At 61.2% G+C, this 19630-nt stretch carries 16 protein-coding genes; 12 read left to right on the top strand and 4 right to left on the bottom strand.

From position 1 onward, the window contains the following. Position 1 precedes the first annotated feature (1 nt). A complete protein-coding gene (locus ACJO2E_RS11285; RefSeq protein WP_406963973.1) occupies positions 2-1468 on the top strand; it encodes a DUF3336 domain-containing protein in 1467 nt (488 codons plus the stop codon). Between the two features lie 144 nt (positions 1469-1612). On the opposite strand, the gene ACJO2E_RS11280 is transcribed toward ACJO2E_RS11285, so the two are convergent. Together ACJO2E_RS11280 and ACJO2E_RS11275 are read right to left on the bottom strand one after the other, a co-directional pair. After that, positions 1613-2512, bottom strand: a complete 900-nt coding sequence (locus tag ACJO2E_RS11280; RefSeq protein ID WP_406963972.1) for a sigma-70 family RNA polymerase sigma factor — start codon at positions 2510-2512, stop codon at positions 1613-1615. Between the two features lie 26 nt (positions 2513-2538). Next, entirely contained in the window at positions 2539-2997 is a 459-nt protein-coding gene (locus ACJO2E_RS11275) for a carboxymuconolactone decarboxylase family protein (protein WP_406963971.1), read from the bottom strand. 464 nt (positions 2998-3461) lie between these two features. Here ACJO2E_RS11275 and choxAB point away from each other — a divergent pair, with 464 nt between their 5' ends. From choxAB to ACJO2E_RS11235, 8 genes are all read left to right on the top strand, one after another. After that, positions 3462-5162: a cholesterol oxidase gene (choxAB, locus tag ACJO2E_RS11270; protein WP_406963970.1), complete on the top strand. Its 1701-nt coding sequence runs from the start codon at positions 3462-3464 to the stop codon at positions 5160-5162. Continuing rightward, positions 5159-6886, top strand: a complete 1728-nt coding sequence (locus tag ACJO2E_RS11265; protein WP_406963969.1) for an aldehyde dehydrogenase family protein — start codon at positions 5159-5161, stop codon at positions 6884-6886. Before choxAB ends, ACJO2E_RS11265 begins: the two co-directional genes overlap by 4 nt. A 66-nt stretch (positions 6887-6952) precedes the next feature. Further along, positions 6953-7567, top strand: a complete 615-nt coding sequence (locus ACJO2E_RS11260) for a TetR/AcrR family transcriptional regulator (RefSeq protein ID WP_406963968.1) — start codon at positions 6953-6955, stop codon at positions 7565-7567. A 57-nt stretch (positions 7568-7624) separates the two neighbouring features. Then, positions 7625-9607 carry an alkyl/aryl-sulfatase gene (locus tag ACJO2E_RS11255; RefSeq protein ID WP_406963967.1) on the top strand — a complete coding sequence of 661 codons (1983 nt, stop codon included), beginning with the start codon at positions 7625-7627 and terminating at the stop codon, positions 9605-9607. Between the two features lie 219 nt (positions 9608-9826). Further along, positions 9827-12208: a putative bifunctional diguanylate cyclase/phosphodiesterase gene (locus tag ACJO2E_RS11250; RefSeq protein ID WP_406963966.1), complete on the top strand. Its 2382-nt coding sequence runs from the start codon at positions 9827-9829 to the stop codon at positions 12206-12208. 48 nt (positions 12209-12256) lie between these two features. Beyond that, entirely contained in the window at positions 12257-13261 is a 1005-nt protein-coding gene (locus tag ACJO2E_RS11245; protein ID WP_406963965.1) for a CobW family GTP-binding protein, read from the top strand. A gap of 245 nt (positions 13262-13506) precedes the next feature. Beyond that, entirely contained in the window at positions 13507-14106 is a 600-nt protein-coding gene (locus tag ACJO2E_RS11240) for a DUF6436 domain-containing protein (RefSeq protein ID WP_406963964.1), read from the top strand. Between the two features lie 26 nt (positions 14107-14132). Then, positions 14133-15701: a methyl-accepting chemotaxis protein gene (locus ACJO2E_RS11235; protein ID WP_406963963.1), complete on the top strand. Its 1569-nt coding sequence runs from the start codon at positions 14133-14135 to the stop codon at positions 15699-15701. 123 nt (positions 15702-15824) lie between these two features. Here ACJO2E_RS11235 and ACJO2E_RS11230 read toward each other — a convergent pair whose 3' ends face one another. After that, complete coding sequence (locus ACJO2E_RS11230) at positions 15825-16691, bottom strand: OmpA family protein (RefSeq protein ID WP_406963962.1); 867 nt, start codon at positions 16689-16691, stop codon at positions 15825-15827. After that, positions 16688-17089 carry a DUF4398 domain-containing protein gene (locus ACJO2E_RS11225; protein ID WP_406963961.1) on the bottom strand — a complete coding sequence of 134 codons (402 nt, stop codon included), beginning with the start codon at positions 17087-17089 and terminating at the stop codon, positions 16688-16690. Before ACJO2E_RS11225 ends, ACJO2E_RS11230 begins: the two co-directional genes overlap by 4 nt. 313 nt (positions 17090-17402) lie before the next feature. On the opposite strand from ACJO2E_RS11225, the gene ACJO2E_RS11220 reads away from it, so the two are divergent. The 3 genes from ACJO2E_RS11220 (at position 17403) to ACJO2E_RS11210 (ending at position 19598) form a co-directional block, all read left to right on the top strand. Next, on the top strand, positions 17403-18107 hold the full coding sequence (locus ACJO2E_RS11220) for a Crp/Fnr family transcriptional regulator (protein ID WP_406963960.1): 705 nt from the start codon (positions 17403-17405) through the stop codon (positions 18105-18107). A 124-nt stretch (positions 18108-18231) separates the two neighbouring features. Then, positions 18232-18951, top strand: coding sequence for a Crp/Fnr family transcriptional regulator (locus ACJO2E_RS11215; RefSeq protein ID WP_406963959.1), 720 nt, complete (start codon positions 18232-18234; stop codon positions 18949-18951). Positions 18952-19031: 80 nt separating this feature from the next. Next, entirely contained in the window at positions 19032-19598 is a 567-nt protein-coding gene (locus ACJO2E_RS11210) for an MgtC/SapB family protein (RefSeq protein WP_406963958.1), read from the top strand. The last annotated feature ends 32 nt before the right edge of the window (positions 19599-19630 follow it).

Raw genomic sequence — 19630 nt, 5'->3', positions numbered from 1 at the left:
CATGGATACCAATGCCAGACTTCGCAAACAGCTCAACCGCCAACTCTCCGAAGCGACATCATTCGAGCAGTGGTATGACATTGCCTGGAAGCTGGACGAGCTCGACGGCAACCTCCGGTGGCGTGAGGACGGCCATACGGACATGCTGCACGAACCGCTGATCCGGGAACATATCCGGCTGATGCACCGGTACCGGCGCCAGGGCCGGCCCGCCGCCCTGACCCGGGTGCTCCAGGAGAGCCTTTACCGGCACCTGGGCGAGCTGTCCAACCCGGATCTCTACGCCGTGGCCCGCACCGGCACCAAGCAGATCGTGAGCGAGTTCCTGGACGAAGTCCGGCGGGGCATGAACTACATCTGCGACAAACCACAGGCAGATCTGCCCCTGGAGCAGAAACTGGCACTGTTCCGGCGGGCGGAGAAGGTGTTCGGCCGCCCGGCGCTCATGCTTAGCGGCGGCGCCTCCTTTGGCATCTACCACTTCGGTGTCACCCGGGCGCTGTGGCGCCGGAACCTGCTACCGGACGTGATCGCCGGCTCCAGCATGGGCTCGATCGTGGCCGCCGCCGTGTGCTGCCGCGACGACCGGGAACTGGATACCCTGTTCAACAACCCCGGGCAGGTTCACCGCCACGCCCTGCGCTGGCTGAAACCTGGCGACATCTGGCGCCGGGGCCATGCCATGGACCAGTCCCAGCTACACGATCACATCCGCACCAATATCGGCACCCTGAGCTTTCGCGAGGCCTTTGAACACAGCGGCCGGGCCATGAATATCTCCGTCTCCCCCACCCGCACCCGGCAGAAACCCCGCCTGCTGAATGAACTGACATCGCCGGATGTCACCATCGATTCTGCGGTATTGGCATCCTGCGCCGTGCCGGGCATCTATCCGTCCGTCACCCTGCAGGCCCGGGACCTGTCCGGCGAGGACAGCGACGAGATCCCCTACATGCCTACGGAGAAATGGATCGACGGCAGTGTCCATGGCGACCTGCCCCACCTGCGGATGGCGCGCCTGCACAATATCAACCGGACCATCGTGAGCCAGGCCAACCCCCACGTCCTGCCCTTTATCAGCCATCGCTTCGAGCGAGGGCTGGGAGCGTCGGTCAGGCAGGCCGCCTCGTCACTGATCCATGCCCATGTCTCGACCCTGCTGGAGCTGACCCGCAACACCTGGTCGTCGTCCATGGTCCGCCCCCTGATCGAACAGGCCCACTCCATGGCCACCCAGTCCTACCTGGGGGACATCAATGTACAGTTCCCCTTCCGGCCGCGGCTCTACCGAAAGGTCCTCGCCAACCCCGATGCCGATGACCTGGCCATGTACATTCGCATCGGCGAACACGCCACCTGGCCAATGATGGCCATGATTGAGGACCAGACCCTGGTCAGCCGTACCTTCCGGGAGTGCATTGATCGCCTGAAACAGCGGGCCGGAGCGGAGCGACGGAAGATTGCCTGAAGCTGGCGCAATAGATCACGATCTTGATCCCGGTACCAGGCACCCCTCCTCCAGGCCACCGGCCGATCTTTCATTGCACCATCGTGCCGCTGTAACCGGCTGCCTCACGTCCCCTGCCACTCTGCTGCCGGATTGTCAGCCAAGTCAGTGAATCCTGTGCCCCGAAGGCAGATGGTCCACCAGATGACCGAGCTTATCCGGGTTACGGATGATGTACACAGCCTGGATATACCCGCCATCAATATCCACCATCGTGACCTGGGGAAGACCATCCTCCTCAATGGTCAGCCAGCCCGGCAAGCCGTTCACGTTAACCCGTTTGACCCAGGGTGGGTCGACCGATTCCGCCCTGCGGGCTACGGCCGAGAAGAGCCGGCAGATTCTATCGACACCCTCCAACAGTCGCAGGGCGGCGATCCGCTTGCCACCGCCATCCGCGTGCAGGGTGGCGCCCTCACTCAATAGCGCTTGCAGGGCGTCCACATCGCCGGTGCGCGCCGCCATGAAAAAGCGGTCCGCCACTTCCCCATGCTCGTCCGGGGTAACCCGATAGCGTGGACGCCCGGCCTGCACGCGCTTGCGGGCCCGGCTGGCAAGCTGACGGCAGGTCGCCTCGCTACGGTCCAGGCTGGCAGCAACCTGGCCGAAGTCCAGTCCGAAAACATCGTGCAACAGGAAGGCCACGCGCTCCAGTGGTGAGAGTCGCTCCAGCGCCAGCATCAGGGCAAAGGACACATCGCTGGCCAGGGCTTCCACCTCCATCGGTGTGTCCGGACTTTCCACCAGCGGCTCCGGCAGCCAGGGGCCGACGTAGGTTTCCCGCTGGTGACGGGCCGAGCGAAGGCGGTCCAGGCACAGGCGGCTGGCGACCGTGGTCAGGTAGGCCCGCGCATCCTCCACCGCCCCATGATCCGTGTTGTGCCAACGCAGGTAGGCGTCCTGCACCACGTCCTCCGCCTCGCTCACCGAACCCAGCATGCGGTAGGCAACGCCGGTCAGGTAGCGTCGCCATTGTTCGAACTGTTGTGTGGATTCATCCGTCATGATAATGGGCTCCCATCCAGCCTGCATCAACGATTATGGGCTTTATCATTCGGATGCACGACACGAAACCCCACACTGATCCGGTTCCACACGTTGATGACACCAATCAGCAGCGTCAGGTTGACGAACTCCTGTTCCGTGAAATGTGCCAGCCCCTGTTCATAATCCGGTGTGGGTGCTCCGGTGTCCGCCAACCGTGTCAGCGATTCGGTCCAGGCCAGCGCAGCCCGTTCCCGGGGGGTGTAGAGCGCAGACTCACGCCAGGCGGAGAGCAGGTACAACCGGGCTTCGCTTTCTCCCGCCGCGCGGGCATCACTGGTGTGCATGTGCAGGCAATTGGCGCAGCCGTTGATCTGCGATGCCCGGGTCTTCACCAGCTCAACCAGGCTGTATTCCAGCCCACAGTCGCGGACATAGTCTTCCAGTTTGACCATGGCGGCAATGGCGTCCGGGGCGGCCTGGTAGGGGTTCAGTCGTTTTTCCATGGTGTTGCTCCTCTGTGTCGGTTGGGTGTTTCTGCCGGGTAAGACGACGCAGCCTTCCGGAATGTGACATAGACCATAAAAATCTTCCCCCAACTCAAATCACGTCCTTTGTCATGAGGCACCCAGCCCTTCCAATCCCTTAGGACAACCCAATGACGGGCCATGAGGATAGCCCGGCACCATGTCTGAGCGAATAACGGAGAAACCCCGTAATACACTGATAATTTGGACCATTTCCACACAGTCAAGTTAACAGGACAATTTTATTGGACAGTTGTCCAGTAAAAGTGATTAACTGAATACACAGTACAAAAACAAAGGGACTATTCGCCAACATCGCACCGACAGTAGTGATGGGGCGCCACCAGCACCCAAGGCGGAAAGCCAGGGATCTGGACCCGGATTCACCGCTGGCGCGGCGAGGTCCGAGGCTACCAACAACAATGATTCGATGAGCCTTCCCTATGAAACATGAACAACATGATTTTGATTACGTGGTCGTTGGTTCCGGCTTTGGCGGCAGCGTCTCGGCATACCGTCTGAGCCAGAAGGGCTATCGCGTCCTGGTGCTCGAACAGGGCCGCCGCTGGACACCGGAGAACCTGCCGAAGACCAACTGGAAAGCCTGGGATTACCTCTGGCGCCCGTTCCTCGGCCTGAAGGGGTTCCTGAGCCTTCGCCTGTTCCGACACGTCATGATCCTCCATGGCAATGCCGTCGGTGGCGGCTCCATCACCTACGCCCAGACCCTGCTGGTCCCCAAGAACAGCGTGTGGGAGGAAGGCAACTGGGCCGGCCTGGACGACTGGACGGCCACCATGCCCGCCCATTACGACACCGCCAAGCAGATGCTCGGGGTCAACGAAAACCGTCGCCCGGGGCCCGCCGACGACAAACTCCGGGAGATGGCGGTCGCGGCCAACGTAGAGGACAGCTTCTACTACACGGACGTGGGTGTGTTTTTCGGCAATGAGGGCGATCCGCAGGGCACCGAATATCCGGACCCCTACTTCGGCGGAGAAGGCCCGGCGCGAAATTCCTGCATCGGCTGCGGCGGCTGCATGGTGGGCTGCCGCTACAACGCCAAGAACACCCTGGACAAGAATTATCTGTACCTCGCCGAAAGGCTGGGCACGGAAGTCCGCGCGGAAACGGAGTGCGTGGATGTCCGCCCCTTGGGCAATGCGGGCGGCTCAGAGGGTTACGAGGTCATCACGGCCCCGGCCTTCAAGCGCTTCAACCGCCCCAAGACCCGCATCACGGCCAAGAGCGTCGTGTTTTCCGCCTCGTCCCTGGGTACCCAGCAACTCCTGTTCAAGCTGAAGGACTCCGGTTCGCTGCCTAACGTATCCGACGATCTGGGCAAGCGGGTCCGCACCAATTCCGAGTCGATCCTCGGGGTTCGCTACCCTGGCGCCAAGGAGGACATGTCCCGTGGGGTTGCCATTGGTTCCGGCATCTACATCGACGACCACACCCACATCGAGGCTGTCCGCTACCCGGAGGGCTCCAACCTGATGAGCAGCCTGCTGACGGTGCTGACCGGCGGCCGGCCGGGGCCGACCCGGATACTGAGCTGGATGGGCGCACTCACCAAACTGGTCGCCACCCGTGGTATCAACGGGATCCGCAGTGTCCTGCCCTACCGGTGGTCCTCGGAAACGGTGATTTTCCTGGTCATGCAAACCATCGATGGCCATATCAACATGCGCTGGAAGCGGGCCTGGTACTGGCCGTTCGGCAAGCAACTGGCGACCGAGGGCGACCGTATTCCCACGTTCATCCCCGAGGCCAACACCTTCACGGAAAAAGCGGCCCGGGCCACCGGTGGCGTCGGCCTCAGCTCCATGAGCGAGATCCTGTTTAACGTACCCATGACCGCCCACTGCATGGGCGGCTGCGCCATGGCGGACTCGCCGGACAAGGGCGTGATCGACGCGCAGAACCGGGTGTTCAACTACCAGAACCTGTATGTAGTGGACGGCTCCATGCTGTCCGCCAACCTGGGCGTGAACCCCAGCCTGACCATCACCGCCCTCGCGGAACGAGCCATGTCGTTCATTCCGGAAAAGACCGACACCCTGGACAAACGGTCACATCAGCCGACCGACGCGCCGGCAACACAGCAGATCCAACCTGAATCGACTGAAAAGGCCCGGATATGACCAACAGCGCCCCCCAAGAGAACGATGTTTTCACTGGTCTCGAGAACGACCTCAACGCCCTCGCCAACGCCCGTGACAACTGGGCCAGGACACCGGTGTCGGAACGCATCCAGATACTCCAGGAAATCAAGGATGCCCTGCTGTCCGCATCCGATGGCTGGGTCCGGGATGCCGCCCGGGCCAAGGGCCTGTCTGCGGATTCACCCCTGGCCGGCGAGGAATGGCTGTCAGGCCCGTATGCGGTGATGTCTGGCTGCAACGGCCTGATGCAGACACTCTCGGAGCTGGAGGGCAAGGCCTTCCTTAGGCATATCCCCTTTCGCACGCTGCCGTCCGGACAGACCGCCGCGCGGGTAACACCCCATGGCATCTGGGACCGCCTGCTGCTGTCGGGCGTGAAGGCCGATGTCTGGATGAAACCGGGCGTTAACGAGGGCAACATCGCCGAACACGCCGCAACCGCCTATGATGTGCCGCCCGAACAGAGAACCGGTCGCGTTGCCCTGGTTCTCGGCGCTGGCAACATCGCTGCCATCGCGCCGCTCGATGCCTTTCAGAAACTGTTCCTGGAACACCAGGTGGTGGTCCTCAAGATGAACCCGGTCAACGATTACCTGACCGAACACCTGGAGGCCGCCCTGCGCCCCTTGATTGAACGCGACGCCCTGCGCATCGTGAAGGGAGGCGGTGACGTGGGCGCCTGGCTGACCGAGCACCCAACGGTGGAGGAAATCCACATCACCGGTGCCGAATCGACCCATGATGCCATCATCTGGGGCCGGGGTGATGAAGGCCAACGTAACCGGGAGGCCGGCACCCCCCGGTTGGACAAGCGCATCACCTCCGAACTGGGCGCGGTCTGCCCAACCATCGTGGTACCGGGTAACTGGTCAGGCGCCGACATCCGCTTCCAGGCGGAACAGATCGCCACCCAGAAGCTCCACAACTCCGGTTTCAACTGCGTGGCCTGCCAGGCACTGCTGATGCCAGAGGGCTGGGATCAGGCCAATGAACTGCTGAACGAGATCCGCGGGGTCATGGGCCGCTCCACGCGCCCGGCCTACTATCCGGGCGCCGAGGATCGCCTGGAAACCTTCCGCCAGAAGTCTGCAGAGGTGACATCGGTCAGCCGGGACACAGCTCCCGACCTGCTGATCAACCAGCTTGAAGACGACGACTGGTTCCGCAGCAATGAAATCTTTGCCCCGGCGCTTTCCACTCACTCCCTGGAGGCACCGGATGCGGAACAATACCTGCGCAATGCCATCGACTTCGCCAACAGCAAGCTCCACGGCACGCTGGGCGCCAACATCGTTATCCACCCGGACACCATCCGCTCCATCGGACGCGACCGGTTCGAGGCACTGCTGACGGATCTCCGCTACGGCACCATCGCCATCAATACCTGGACCGGACTGGGTTTCCTGAATACCGCCTGCCCGTGGGGCGCCTTCCCGGGTCACACCCTGGACGATGTCCAGAGCGGTATTGGTACCGTCCACAACACCTTCATGTTCGATGCAGTGGAGCGTGCAGTCGTGGAAGCGCCCTTCCGGCCCTTCCCCCGATCGGTACTGTCCGGCGAATGGAGCCTGCTGCCACGGCCGCCCTGGTTTATCACCAACCGCCGCCAGCACCGACTTGGGCGCCTGCTCACCCGTTTCCAGCATAGCCCCGGCTGGCATCGTATTCCCCGCATTTTCGCCAATGCGCTCTTGGGGTAAGGTTGACGCCCGAATCGGGGCGCACCCGCGCCCCATGGCTGTGTCATCCATTTGAGGACAGGTTGTATGAGTTCCGCCGCACCCGACAAGTTACTGGCCCGTGCCGAACGCAAGAACCGCAAGCGCCAGGAAAAGAAGGACCAGATTGCCAGCAGCGCCCTGCAGGCACTGCAGGAACTGGGCTATGCCAATACCAGCCTGCGGGACATCGCCGAGAAGGCCGGGCTGTCACTGGGCATGCTGCACTACTACTTCGAGGACCGGACGGCGCTGATCCTGCATTGTGTGACCGCCTATAAGACAACGTTCATCTCGTTGCTCCGTGAGGCGGTGGGCAACGCGGACGGCCGTGAAGCCATCATGGACGCCCTGGCGAAAGGTCTGGCAACCACCATTGTCGAGGATGCCTCTACCCACCGGCTGTGGTACGACCTGCGCAGCCAGGCCCTGTTTGACCCAACGTTCCGACCCGCAGTCAGGGATATCGAACAGGCGCTGATCGAGATTGTCGCCATGGCCGCAACCCGGGCCGGCAAAGCTGACGAAGTCGACGCCTCACTCGGCTATGCCGTGCTGGATGGCGTCTTCCGCTACCAGATGCAAAACCAGGTCACGGGCACTCCCCGGGACCAAGAATCGCTCGCCATGGAAATGCGGGCCGTACTGGAAACCTTCCTCTAGGGCCACGATCAACGGACACCAGTCGCTGCAGCCCAGAACGTCGCAACAGGAGTACACATGACAATAACAATACCCCTAAAAAAGATGGCTGTTCCGATGATGGCCTCGCTGGCCCTGCTGGCGCCAACGACCCATGCACAGGACGCGACCGTACATACCGCCGAAGCCAACCGTGCCGTACTGGACAGCCTGCCCTTCGATGACCGCTCCGATTTCGAGCGGGCCACACGCGGGCTGATCGCCACACCGGAACAGAACGAGATCACCGATGCCAACGGAAAGGTTGTCTACGACCTAGACCAGTTCGAGTTCCTTGAAGGCACGGAGGCCCCGGACACGGCCAACCCCAGTCTCTGGCGTCAGGGCCACCTCAACCAGCTTTCCGGGTTGTTCGAGGTAACCGACGATATCTACCAGATCCGGGGATACGACCTCTCGGTGATGAGCTTCATCCGGGGTGACGAGGGCTGGATCGTGATTGACCCGCTGCTGTCCGTTGATACCGCCAGGGCCGGTTTCAAGCTTCTGCGTGACAACGTCGAGGACCTGCCGGTGAGCGCGGTTATCTTCACCCACAGCCACGCGGACCACTTCGGTGGTGTAAAAGGCATCATTTCCGAACAGGAAGTGGAAGAACGGAACGTACCCATCATCGCGCCGGAAGGCTTCTACGAGGAATCCGTGGGCGAGAACCTGATAGCCGGCAACGCCATGAGCCGCCGGGCCAGCTATATGTTCGGCAACCTGCTGCCCACGGGGCCCGAGGGTTCCATCGGTGCCGGCCTCGGGCCGATGACATCTGCGGGCAACATCACCATCATGCGGCCGACCCGCACCATTTCCGGCCCCCCGGGTGAGCCGATTGAAACCACCGTTGATGGCGTCAACATGACCTTCCTCAACACCCCCGGTGCCGAGGCACCGGCGGAACTGATGTTCTACCTGCCGGACTCCAGGGCCCTTATGCAGGCGGAAATCATCAACCACAACCTCCATAACCTCTACACCCTGCGGGGTGCCAAGGTTCGCAGCGGTGACCAGTGGGCCAAGTACATCAACAAGGTGATCAACCTGTACGGCGAGGAGGTCGAAATCAGTTTCGGCAGCCACCACTGGCCGGTGTGGGGCAACGAGGAAATCAACGAGTTCTGGCGCAAGCAGCGGGACACCTACCGTTATATCCACGATGAAACCCTGCGCCTGGCCAACAAGGGCCAGACCATGGATGAAATCGCGGAAAACGTGACACTGCCGGAAACCCTGTCCAGTGATTTTGCCAACCGCGGTTACTACGGCACCGTGAGTCACAACGTCAAGGCACAGTATCAGTTGTACTTCGGCTGGTTCAGCGGTAATCCGTCGGAGCTCAACCCACTGCCCCCGGTCGAGGAAGGCCGCAAGTTCGTCGAGTACGCAGGCGGTGCCGATGCCCTGATCAGCAAGGCCCGGGACGACTATGAGGCCGGCAACTACCGCTGGGCGGCCACCGCCCTGAATCATCTGGTCTTCGCCGAGCCGGACAATGAGGCCGCCAAAGGCCTGCTGGCCGACACGCTGACCCAGATGGGCTACCAGTCCGAAAGTGGGCCCTGGCGCAACTTCTACCTCACCGGTGCCAAGGAACTGCGTGACGGCGTCAATTCCGATATAGCCCCGAATGCCGCCTCCGCCGACATCATCCTCGGTCTGCCGCTGGACAAGTACCTGGATTACCTGGCCATGCGCCTGGATCACCCCAGGGCCGCCAAGGCGGGTGTCGACGTGACCCTGAACCTTGTGATGCCGGATGCTGGCGACGAGGTGATACTGAACATTGCCAATGGAGTGATGAACTACACCATGGACGCCCAGACCGATGATGCCGACGCCACTGTCACCATGGACCGCGCCGTGCTGGACGCCATCAACCTGCAGCAGCGCACCTTCCCGGACGCCATGAAGTCAGGAGACGTGCAGATCGAAGGCGACCAGAGGGCCTTCCTGACCTTCCTGGGTCTGCTGGACAACTTCGAGTTCGGGTTCAACATCGTTACTCCCTGACCCTCAACTGCCAGGGACGATAATCCCACAATCTGCTGGAGCCATGGAGGGTACCAGTTGCTCCAGTCAGCCTTATCACACCGGCCTCTGGCTTCCCCAACCTGTCAAACAGTGCAAAAACGATCGCACGCGGTCGACTTTCCGCTCCTCCCTGCTAGATTTATAAACAGTTAGCAAGCTCTAGCTGTTCGACACATCTCAACGGGATACCGACGCGACATGGGAGTCAGGGAACAGCAACCCAACCTGCGGAGAAAACTGACCCTACTGGTGACAGGACTCGGCCTTACGATTGTCCTGACGGTGGGATTCATGGTCGCCGTGGTGCAGATACAGTCCGCCATTACCGCCTACACCTTCGGAGAGAGTGTCTGGTCGAGGGCACAGGTTGACGCTGTCCGGCACTTCCACCGTTTCGGGGAAACCGGGCGCTTCCGGGAACTGGCCCAGGCCCGGCAATCACTGATGGTCCCCATCGGCGACCTGCACGCGCGCCTGGCCATGACCGCCTCGGAACTGGACTGGGCCCGGGCCAGGAAAGGCCTTGAACAGGGCGGCATCCACCCCGACGACTTCACCCGCATGATCCTGCTGGTCCGTTATCTGTCATGGCTTGAGCCCATGGAAACGGCCATTAACGCCTGGCAAGCCACCGATGATCTGCTGATGGAGATGGACCAGATCGGTAACGCCATGGAGCGGGAATGGCTCAGCGAGTCTCCCGACCGGAGCCATCTTCAGGACCTGGAGCAACGCCTGTCCACACTGGACGACCAACTGCGTTCACGAGCCCTGGTGTTCAGGCTGGCCATGGGAGAGGCCGCACGCTGGGCCGCCGGATTCCTCTCCTGGGTCAGCGCCGGGTTCCTGGCGCTGGTGACGTTGCTGTCCTGGTTCCTCGCAGTCCAACTGGTCAAGCTGCTGCAACGGAGCGAACAGAGCTTTCGCTCCATCTTCGAGCAGTCCGCCATCGGCATTGTCCAGATCGATCCCGCCGGTCGGATCGTCAACGCCAACCAGGCCACGTGCGACATCCTGGGCTATTCCCGCGAGGAACTGGTACCGCACTCCTACCGTGCGCTGATCCATCCGGAAGACTGGGAGATCGAAAAGGAGGCCAGGGTTGCCATCAACCGCGGCGATATCGACAACTACACGACGGAACACCGGCTGGTCCGCAAAAGCGGGGAACTGCTGTGGGCCCGCCTGACCATCTCCCGCGTGTGGGACGCCGCCAGCCACTCTTTCTACTTTACGACCGTACTGGAGGACATCTCCGAATCCCATCGGCTATCCACCGAACTGAGCTACCTGGCCACCCATGACAGCCTGACTGACCTGATCAACCGGCGCGCCTTCGAACAACAGCTTGCCAGCCATCTCGGGCGTGTACGTAACGGAGGCGAACAGCATGCCCTCTGTTTTATCGACCTTGACCAGTTCAAGGTGGCGAATGACACCTCAGGCCACGATGCCGGTGACCAACTGTTGCGACAGGTGGCCAGCATCATCCAGAAGAACCTCCGCGACACCGATATCCTGGCCAGGCTCGGCGGTGACGAATTCGGCCTTATCCTGCAACACTGCGACCTGGATATCGCCCATCGGCTGGCGGAAAAAGTGCGGGCATCCCTGGACCATCTGGTTTTCACCTGGCGGGGAACCAGCCATACCATCAGTTGCAGTATCGGGGTGGTACCGATCACGGCGGAAACCACCGGCATCAGTGCACTGATGAGGGCCGCGGACATCGCCTGCTATACCGCGAAGGACGGAGGCAGGAATCGCGTTTGCCTGATGGCACTGGACGACGAACAACTTGCAACCCAACGCGGCGAAATGGAATGGCTTAGCCGCATCCAGACAGCGTTTCAGGAGGATCGGTTCTTCCTCGAAGGCCAGGTCATTGCACCATCCCGTCATTCCAACCGGGGGCTGCGTTACGAAGTGCTGATTCGCCTGCGGGCGCCGGACGGTAAGGTTGTCCCCCCAAACGCCTTCCTGCCCCCCGCGGAGCGGTTCGGCGTGGCCGGCAGGATTGACCGATGGGTCATCACCCACGTCCTGGAAGCCCTGTCCCGGGCACCACAACACCTGGAGAGGCTCGACGCCTGTCACATCAACCTGTCCGGCCGCTCATTCGACCAGAGCGGCTTTGCGGATTTCGTGGTGTCACAGTTCACCCGCTACCAGATTCCCCCGCATAAAATCTGCTTTGAAATCACAGAAACCGCCGCTGTTCACAATCTGCTCGAAGCGGAAGCCTTCATGAAACGACTCGGTGACATGGGCTGCCAGTTCGCCCTGGATGACTTCGGTTCGGGACTGTCGTCGTTCGGCTACCTGCGTCAGTTACCCGTTACCTGCCTGAAAATAGACGGCATGTTCGTCCGTGACATTCTCACCAACGACACCGACCTGGCCATGGTCAGGGCCATCCACGATATTGGCCATACCATGCACATGACCACGGTCGCTGAATACGTGGAATCGGAGCAAGCCGCGGCCCTGCTGACCGATATCGGCGTTGACCTGCTCCAGGGCTACTGGGTGCACCGACCGTGCCCGCTGGAGGACATCCTGAACATGGATGACGTATAATGTTATAATATAACACACCTCGCAATATACGATCAGGCACTCCGATCCATGAACCATAACCAGATCAAGGCAGTTCCCACCAACGTCATCACCGGCTTCCTGGGCGTGGGCAAGACCACCGCCATCCTTCACCTGCTACAGCACAAACCCGACAACGAACGCTGGGCGGTTCTGGTCAACGAGTTTGGAGAAATCGGTGTGGATGGCAGCCTGCTCCAGGGCGTACATGCCGAAGCGGCCGGCGTCTTTGTGCGCGAGGTACCCGGTGGCTGCATGTGCTGCACCGCCGGCCTGCCCATGCAGATCGCCCTGAACCAGCTACTGGCGAAGGCCAGGCCCGATCGCCTGCTGATTGAACCCACCGGTCTGGGCCATCCACTTGAAGTATTGCAGAGCCTTTCCGCCGAGCATTACCGGGACGTGCTCTCGATCCGCAAAACCGTGACCCTGGTGGACGCCCGCAAGCTCACGGATGCCCGGTATACCGGACACACCACCTTCAACCAGCAGATTGCCATGGCCGATGTGGTGGTGGGTAACAAGCAGGATATGTACGGGCCGGAGGACAAGTCACGGCTGGAGACCTACGTGCGTGACCATGGCGCCCCCGGAGCGACCGTTACGTTCACCGAGCAGGGAGCGCTGGAGCCGGCATGGCTGGAAGGCCCCTCTGCGTCCCTGTCAGATGGCCATCACCACCATCACCATGCGCGCCCCCCGGAAGCACCGGCCGGAACCGGCCCCCTTCCCGACAGCAGCTTCCTCAGGGCAACCAATGAGGGTGAAGGCTATGAAAGCGTCGGCTGGCGCTTTGACGCCAATCGCATCTTCGATCACCAGACACTGTTCGCCTTCCTGAGCGGGCTGGACGCCGAACGCATGAAAGCGGTCTTCATCACCGACAACGGCGTCTTCGGGTACAACCTGACCAGTGACAGCCTCACCGAGATACCCCTGGATGACGCTCTGGAGAGCCGGATTGAGATCCTCGCACCGAAGGTTGATCCGGACTGGGAGAGGCAGTTGCTGGAGGCCATGGGGCCCGGAAGCTGAACCGGAATCCTGCGGGACAGAACCTGGCGCCCAGCCGGCCCGGCGCACCTGCTTGACGCTGTACATCACGGTATCGGCGCGGGCCAGTAACGCCTTTATGAAAGCGTCGGCTGGCGCTGTGGCGCCGAGCGCATGAATGGACATCCATGTGTAACACTTTCTATACAAATTTCGCCAGACAAAACCGGCTTAGCTGCTAGCTTTAACACTATCGGCCATTCAAACAGCTGTTTGCCTGGAGTGTTATGGAGCAGTATAGACGCCTGGGCGCGATTGCCCTGATGATCGGCTGGCTGCTGGTGACGGCCCTTGGTTACTGGTTGTATCAGGACAAGGTCACCCGTCCCTACACCACTATCGACAGCCCCATCGGGCATGGGGAACTGAAACGGCACCTGGAAAGCGCCTGGACAACACTCCCCGGGCAGGGTGAGGCGTTTTCCTCCGGGCCAACGCTGATCCATTTTTCCACCCCCCAATGCCACTGCGACCAGCAGAGCCGGCAACACGTCAGCGACCTGTACGATATCTTTGACGGGACCGCCCTCACCCTTGTGCAGGCAACGCAATCCTATGACGCCACCAGCACAGCGATGCCCAGGGCGCAGACGATAGCGCTACCCGAACTATGGGCGATCGTTCCGGCAGTTCCTTCGGCGGCACTGTTTGATGCCAGCGGCACCCTGCTCTACTTCGGCCCCTACTCCAGTGGCCCCATCTGCGGTGCGGGCATCAACTTTGTCGAAGACCTGCTGACCAGGCTGGATAAAGGGCAGCCCCCCTCACCCTGGATCAACGACATGGCCGTCGGCTGTTTCTGTAAAACCGGCACGTACTCAACCTGATCACCGAGCCCCAGGAGCATTTCAGCATGGATATGCCCGCAACAACGATAGGAACACCCCGCATCCTCCCCCACCACAGGCAGCCCGGGCAAAAAGCAGGGCAGTTGTTCAGCCTGGCACAGCAACAACGAGGTGCCGACCGGCTGATGGTGGGGGTCACCTGGCTCCTGCTCGCATACGCCGTGGTGCTGGCGTCCTGGCACGATACCTGGGCCGCCGTTCTCTGGTTCGGACTTCCGGCCGCCATCATCCCGACGGTTATCGCGGTCATGGTGCCGGCAACCCGCACTGCCAGGCTGGGTTTCGGGGCCAGCTTCATGATCCTGTCGGCCCTGCATATCCACCAGGCCCACGGCATGATCGAGATGCACTTCGGCATCTTCATGCTGTTGGCTTTCCTGCTCTACTATCGGGACTGGGCACCTGTCGTCTTTGCTGCGGGGGTTATCGCAATCCACCACCTGGTGTTCAACTACCTGCAGGTTGCCACTGCCGTGCCCGTCTTTGTCTTCGAGGCCAACACCGGCCTGGAAATCGTCTTCCTGCATGCCGCCTACGTGGTTTTTGAAACCATCATTCTTGTACTGATGGCCATCAAGCTCCACCGCGAGGCCCTGGAAACCCAGGATATCCATTCTGCCGTGGGCTCGCTCCTGGAGGGCGGCGACCGGATCGACCTGCGGGGCACCGACCGGAAACCGGCCAGCCGCGTTGGCAAGGCCCTGCAGGACGTAATGGCACGCACCCGGGAAGTCATGAGCGAAACCCGGGACGTCACCCGGCAGCTCGACGAGACCAGCTCGGAGATGGCGACTCTCGCGGACGACTTTGCCAAAACTTTCCGCGCCGAGGAAACCGACACCCAGGAAGCGGCCACCGCCGTCAGTCAGGCAACCGCCGCCGTCCGACAGGTGTCTTCCAGCGCCAGCGAGGCGGCGGAAGCCGCTGGCAGGGTTGACGATGCCGCCCGGGAAGGTACCCGCGCCCTCGCCGACAGCAAGCCAGTGATTGACCGCCTTTCCGGCAGTATTCATGGGGGGAGCCAACTGGTCAGCCGCCTGACAAAAGACAGCGAATCCATCGGGACGGTACTGGACGTTATCCATAGTGTGGCGGAGCAGACCAACCTGCTGGCACTGAACGCGGCCATTGAGGCCGCCCGTGCCGGTGAGCATGGTCAGGGGTTTGCGGTGGTTGCGGATGAAGTACGTACCCTGGCCACCAAGACCCAGGAGTCGGCTCATGAGATCCAGTCAATGATCAACGAGCTACAGCAGGCAGCCCGGGACGCGGATGACGCCATGACCGAAAGCCAGTCGGCAACGGAGGAAACCGTCCAGGTGTTTGAATGCCTGGCGGCACACCTTGAGACCATCGCCACCGGCGTTGACAAGATCAACATCGCAAATGCCCAGACAGCGGAAGCCGCCAATCATCAACGTCAGGTCATGGAGACCGGCGACAGCAGCGTGCAGGCCATCAGCCGGGACATTGTCGCCAGCAATGCCGAGGTACATCACCTGGCGGACGTTGGCGGCAGACTTCGGCAGCTATCCGAGAAGCTGACCCGGCAGGCCAGTCATTTTGACCTGTAGGGAAGCGCTCAGGCTTGCCAGCCTCCGCGCAAGGCCCTTCGGAATTATACTCCACGCTCGCTTTAGCGGGCTTGGCCCAGGGCCGGTCCGTCCCTGAACGGGGGACGGATCGCGAACATCCGTTCACTGCGCATTTGCCGACGCCACCGGCGGGTTGTCGATAATGATCTCGACCCGACGGTTGCTTTGCCGGCCGGCTGCGGAGTCGTTGCTGGCCAGCGGCTGGTTCTGCCCCAGACCGATGGCGGTCAGACGCTGTGCCGCTATCCCCTGCTGCACCAGGTAAGACCGGACGGCCTCGGCCCTGCGCTGAGACAACTCACGGTTGTAGTCCATATTGCCCACGTTATCGGTATGGCCCTCTATCGCCGCATTGCGTTCCGGATACTCCGTAAGGAAGGCCACGAGTCTTGTGAGGTGGGAGGTATTTCCCGCTTTCAGTTCCGAGCTGTCAAACTCGAACAGCAGATCGCCCAGTGTCAGCACCAGTCCCCGCTCAGTCGCTTCCGCCTCCAGTTCATCGATCTGCCGCTGCAGGTCGGCGGCCCTGGCGGCTGACAATGCCTGTGCCTGTTCCCCTTCCTGTTGCATGCGGTCGGCGTCCGCCCGCGCCCGGTCAGCCTCAAGTGTGCGGGCGTCCAGGCGGGAGGTGGCCCTCTGTTCAGCCAACTGTGCGCGTTCTTCCTCTGCCTGGCGAGTGGATGCCTTCGCCATGGCAATCTCCACCTGACGATCAGCCACATATACGCGGTGCGCGCCTAACACCTGATTCTGCCCGCTATCGGACAATGGTTGCTCCGCCAGGCGAACTGCCCTTTCAGCCGCTTCGAGTGCTGTTGGTGCCTTGTTGGCCAGTACCGGATCGGACTGCAGACGGTTCAGTTTTTCGCGGGCAAGGTCCGCGCCCTGGGGGCTTTGTGGCGTGGAAGCACACCCCGCCAGCAGGACCGACCCGAGCATTAACCCGCCAAGTAAACGATGCGTGTTCATTGTTGTGCTCCTGTGCGGTTCATTTCTTCGGTCAAGGCCTCTGCACCGCGTTGCATTTCAGCATTGATCGCCGCCGCCTTGGCGGCCTCGGTCTTTGCGTATGCCAGCTCGGCCTCTACTCTGGCCTCCACAGCCAGCCTCTCGGCGTCGTCCATTCGCTCCTCTCGTACAGCCGTATCCGCCTGCGCCAGCTTTTCCCGGGCATCACCCAGTTCGGAGGCGGCGAATCGGCCAGCGTTGTATTGTTCGGCACTGACAACCGCGGTACGCGCATCATCCAGCAAGGTGGTCGGTGCCGGAGGCGAGGATGCGCAACCGGTGATCAGCAACCCGCTGGTTACTAGCGCCAGCAGAAAAAGGCGTAATGAGCCGGCGTATGGGAGTGGTATGAGTGTCATGTCAGGTTCTCCTTCTGTAAGGACGGGATTGAACACTTCTACTTGATCGCATGTCGTGACTCCCTGACATGATCCTTCTCTCACCCGTGTGATGAGATCGATCTTCATCATGGGGCCTGGCGACGGTGTCGTCTGTGCGCCGACATACACAGAGCCACCGCCCTGAAGGGGTACACCAGGATCGAGGGGTGCTTGGGTGCTTGAGTGCGTCAACGCACAGACCCTGCCGATGCAAGAGCACAGCGTGCTAAGGGGATTCTGCCGATCCACGTTGCAGAACCTTCAGCGGCTGGAAAGCCGCAGGGAGACCATCATGCCTGAGGAGAGCAAACAAGCGACGAACGCCATCGTGGCAGCACTGCCGACCAGGGAAGGCCGACGATTTGCTGCCCTGTGTCAACCCACTCCACTCAAACGGGGCGACATTCTGTGCCAGCCGAATCAAAGCCTGGAAAAGGCATACTTCCCGACATCCGGGGTCATGTCACTGGCCATGGTCCTTGGTAGCCGACCGCCCCTCGAGCTGGGCCTGATCGGCCGCGACGGTATGCTGGGGGCAACGTTGTCACTGGATATTCTGGCGGCACCCATGCGCGCTGTGGTGCAGGTAGAAGGCACCGCCCTGGTGATGCCCTCAGCTCAACTGCACCAGGAGCTACGTGCCAGCCAGCGCCTGCGGGACGCGGTACACCACTACCAGTACCGGTTAATGATGCAAACCCTGCAGACCGCCGCCTGCCTGCATTTTCACGAGATCGAGCCACGTCTGGCACGCTGGCTGCTGCTGGTCCAGGAGCTTAGCCTGACCGACAACATTCATTTTACGCACACGTTGCTTTCCCATGCCCTGGGCGTGCGCCGAAGCGGGGTAACGATCGCGGCAGGCTCTCTGCAGCGCCGGGGCCTGATCAGCTATAACCGGGGCGAGATACGCATTATCGACCGGGCCGGACTTGAGATCGCCGCCTGTGAATGCCATACCGCCCTGAACAACAAGTATCGTGCGTTGTTCGGGTAGGATTCCGGGTATGCGCCGGTGGCATCCAAGGGAATGTTTGACTGTGTTCGATACCGAACCGAACGGTTACCCGATTGTGATATGGTGAATGACCACGTATGTCCGTGGGCAATTTGGAGCAACCATGCTGAAAGCCGTCGCTTCCCCCGAGGACAACTGTTTAATCGCGGCATTGCCACAGGCCGCCCGGGACCGCCTGATTCCCAACCTTGAACTGGTAAACTTCCCACTCGGCAAGGTGCTGTATGAGTCGGGTGATACCGAGCATTACGTATACTTTCCCACCGACTGCATCGTATCCCTGCTTTACCTGATGAGCAACGGCGCCTCTGCGGAGATCTCCGTGGTGGGACGGGAAGGCATTGTCGGGGTCGCCGTATTCATGGGAGGGGAGAGCACGACCAGCCGGGCCATCGTCCAGAGTGCCGGCAACGCATTCCGACTGCCAAGGCAACATCTCAAGGATGAGTTCAACCGCCACAGCGACCTTATGGATCTGATGCTGCGCTACACCCAGTCACTGATCACCCAGATGGCGCAGACTGCAGTCTGCAACCGCCACCACTCCATTGACCAGCAGCTGTGCCGATGGCTGCTACTGTCACTGGACCGCCTGCCCGGTGACGAGTTGACCATGACCCAGGAACTGATCGCCAACATGCTCGGGGTCCGCCGGGAGGGTGTGACGGAAGCCGCAGGCAAACTGGACAGGCTGGGCGTGATCCATTACAAGCGCGGCCACATCCGTGTGCTTGATCGCCCGGAACTTGAGCGGCTGAGTTGTGAGTGCTATGGGGTGGTCAAGAAGGAGTGTGACAGACTGTTACCCTCGTCTTTGTCCTGAAACCCTGTCCTGTAAAAGAAGACGCGGCATGATGGAAGGATCTGCTAAGCTGGTTCACCTTCATCACGGGCCTTGCAGCCATGAATGAAATAATGGCACTGGTTGGCGATACAATTGTCGCGGAATTTTCGGACCTCAACGATCTGGGTGATTTTGTCATTGTGGTAACCAGGTTACTGGTCGCCGCACTTCTTGGTGGTCTGCTTGGGCTTGAGCGTCAGCAACGGGGCAAGGCTGCCGGAATACGTACCCACATGCTGGTCTGCATGGGTGCAGCCTTATTCATCCTGATTCCACAACAGACCGGAATCACGGATTCCGAAATGAGCCGAGTTATCCAGGGGGTGATTGCGGGCATCGGTTTCCTTTGCGCGGGAACCATTATCACGGGTAAAGGCCAACAGGATGCCAGCGGCCTTACCACAGCGGCCGGAATCTGGTTTACGGCGGCCATCGGCATTGCCGTCGGCCTTGGGCGTGAGCAGACGGCTATCCTGTGCACTGTCCTGGCCTGGCTGGTACTTTTTGTAGTGCCCCTGTTCTCACACTCAGTACGCAAGGACAGTGCCCCGGATTCAGGTTCCAGAACCGACGCCGAAGAGAAACCGGCGACACAGGCCCCCCACAGTCCCGAGGAACGCCCCTGACTCCAGTGGCTTAGTGCGGTTCCGAACAGACC

The sequence above is a fragment of the Marinobacter shunpengi genome (assembly GCF_045449695.1).
In the GTDB taxonomy this organism is placed as follows: domain Bacteria; phylum Pseudomonadota; class Gammaproteobacteria; order Pseudomonadales; family Oleiphilaceae; genus Marinobacter.
The sequence above is the reverse complement of the archived record's forward strand: the minus strand, read 5'-3'. Positions and strand labels throughout refer to the sequence as shown.

What these genes read in the sequence shown, in the direction of transcription:
- ACJO2E_RS11260 (WP_406963968.1), top strand. Translation starts at nt 6,953, where the DNA reads ATGAGTTCCGCCGCACCCGACAAGTTACTGGCCCGTGCCGAACGCAAG.
- ACJO2E_RS11215 (WP_406963959.1), top strand. Translation starts at nt 18,232, where the DNA reads ATGCTGAAAGCCGTCGCTTCCCCCGAGGACAACTGTTTAATCGCGGCA.
- ACJO2E_RS11255 (WP_406963967.1), top strand. Translation starts at nt 7,625, where the DNA reads ATGACAATAACAATACCCCTAAAAAAGATGGCTGTTCCGATGATGGCC.
- ACJO2E_RS11240 (WP_406963964.1), top strand. Translation starts at nt 13,507, where the DNA reads ATGGAGCAGTATAGACGCCTGGGCGCGATTGCCCTGATGATCGGCTGG.
- ACJO2E_RS11210 (WP_406963958.1), top strand. Translation starts at nt 19,032, where the DNA reads ATGAATGAAATAATGGCACTGGTTGGCGATACAATTGTCGCGGAATTT.
- ACJO2E_RS11220 (WP_406963960.1), top strand. Translation starts at nt 17,403, where the DNA reads ATGCCTGAGGAGAGCAAACAAGCGACGAACGCCATCGTGGCAGCACTG.
- ACJO2E_RS11245 (WP_406963965.1), top strand. Translation starts at nt 12,257, where the DNA reads ATGAACCATAACCAGATCAAGGCAGTTCCCACCAACGTCATCACCGGC.
- ACJO2E_RS11235 (WP_406963963.1), top strand. Translation starts at nt 14,133, where the DNA reads ATGGATATGCCCGCAACAACGATAGGAACACCCCGCATCCTCCCCCAC.
- ACJO2E_RS11275 (WP_406963971.1), bottom strand. Translation starts at nt 2,997, where the DNA reads ATGGAAAAACGACTGAACCCCTACCAGGCCGCCCCGGACGCCATTGCC.
- ACJO2E_RS11225 (WP_406963961.1), bottom strand. Translation starts at nt 17,089, where the DNA reads ATGACACTCATACCACTCCCATACGCCGGCTCATTACGCCTTTTTCTG.
- ACJO2E_RS11250 (WP_406963966.1), top strand. Translation starts at nt 9,827, where the DNA reads ATGGGAGTCAGGGAACAGCAACCCAACCTGCGGAGAAAACTGACCCTA.
- ACJO2E_RS11285 (WP_406963973.1), top strand. Translation starts at nt 2, where the DNA reads ATGGATACCAATGCCAGACTTCGCAAACAGCTCAACCGCCAACTCTCC.
- ACJO2E_RS11265 (WP_406963969.1), top strand. Translation starts at nt 5,159, where the DNA reads ATGACCAACAGCGCCCCCCAAGAGAACGATGTTTTCACTGGTCTCGAG.
- ACJO2E_RS11230 (WP_406963962.1), bottom strand. Translation starts at nt 16,691, where the DNA reads ATGAACACGCATCGTTTACTTGGCGGGTTAATGCTCGGGTCGGTCCTG.
- choxAB (WP_406963970.1), top strand. Translation starts at nt 3,462, where the DNA reads ATGAAACATGAACAACATGATTTTGATTACGTGGTCGTTGGTTCCGGC.
- ACJO2E_RS11280 (WP_406963972.1), bottom strand. Translation starts at nt 2,512, where the DNA reads ATGACGGATGAATCCACACAACAGTTCGAACAATGGCGACGCTACCTG.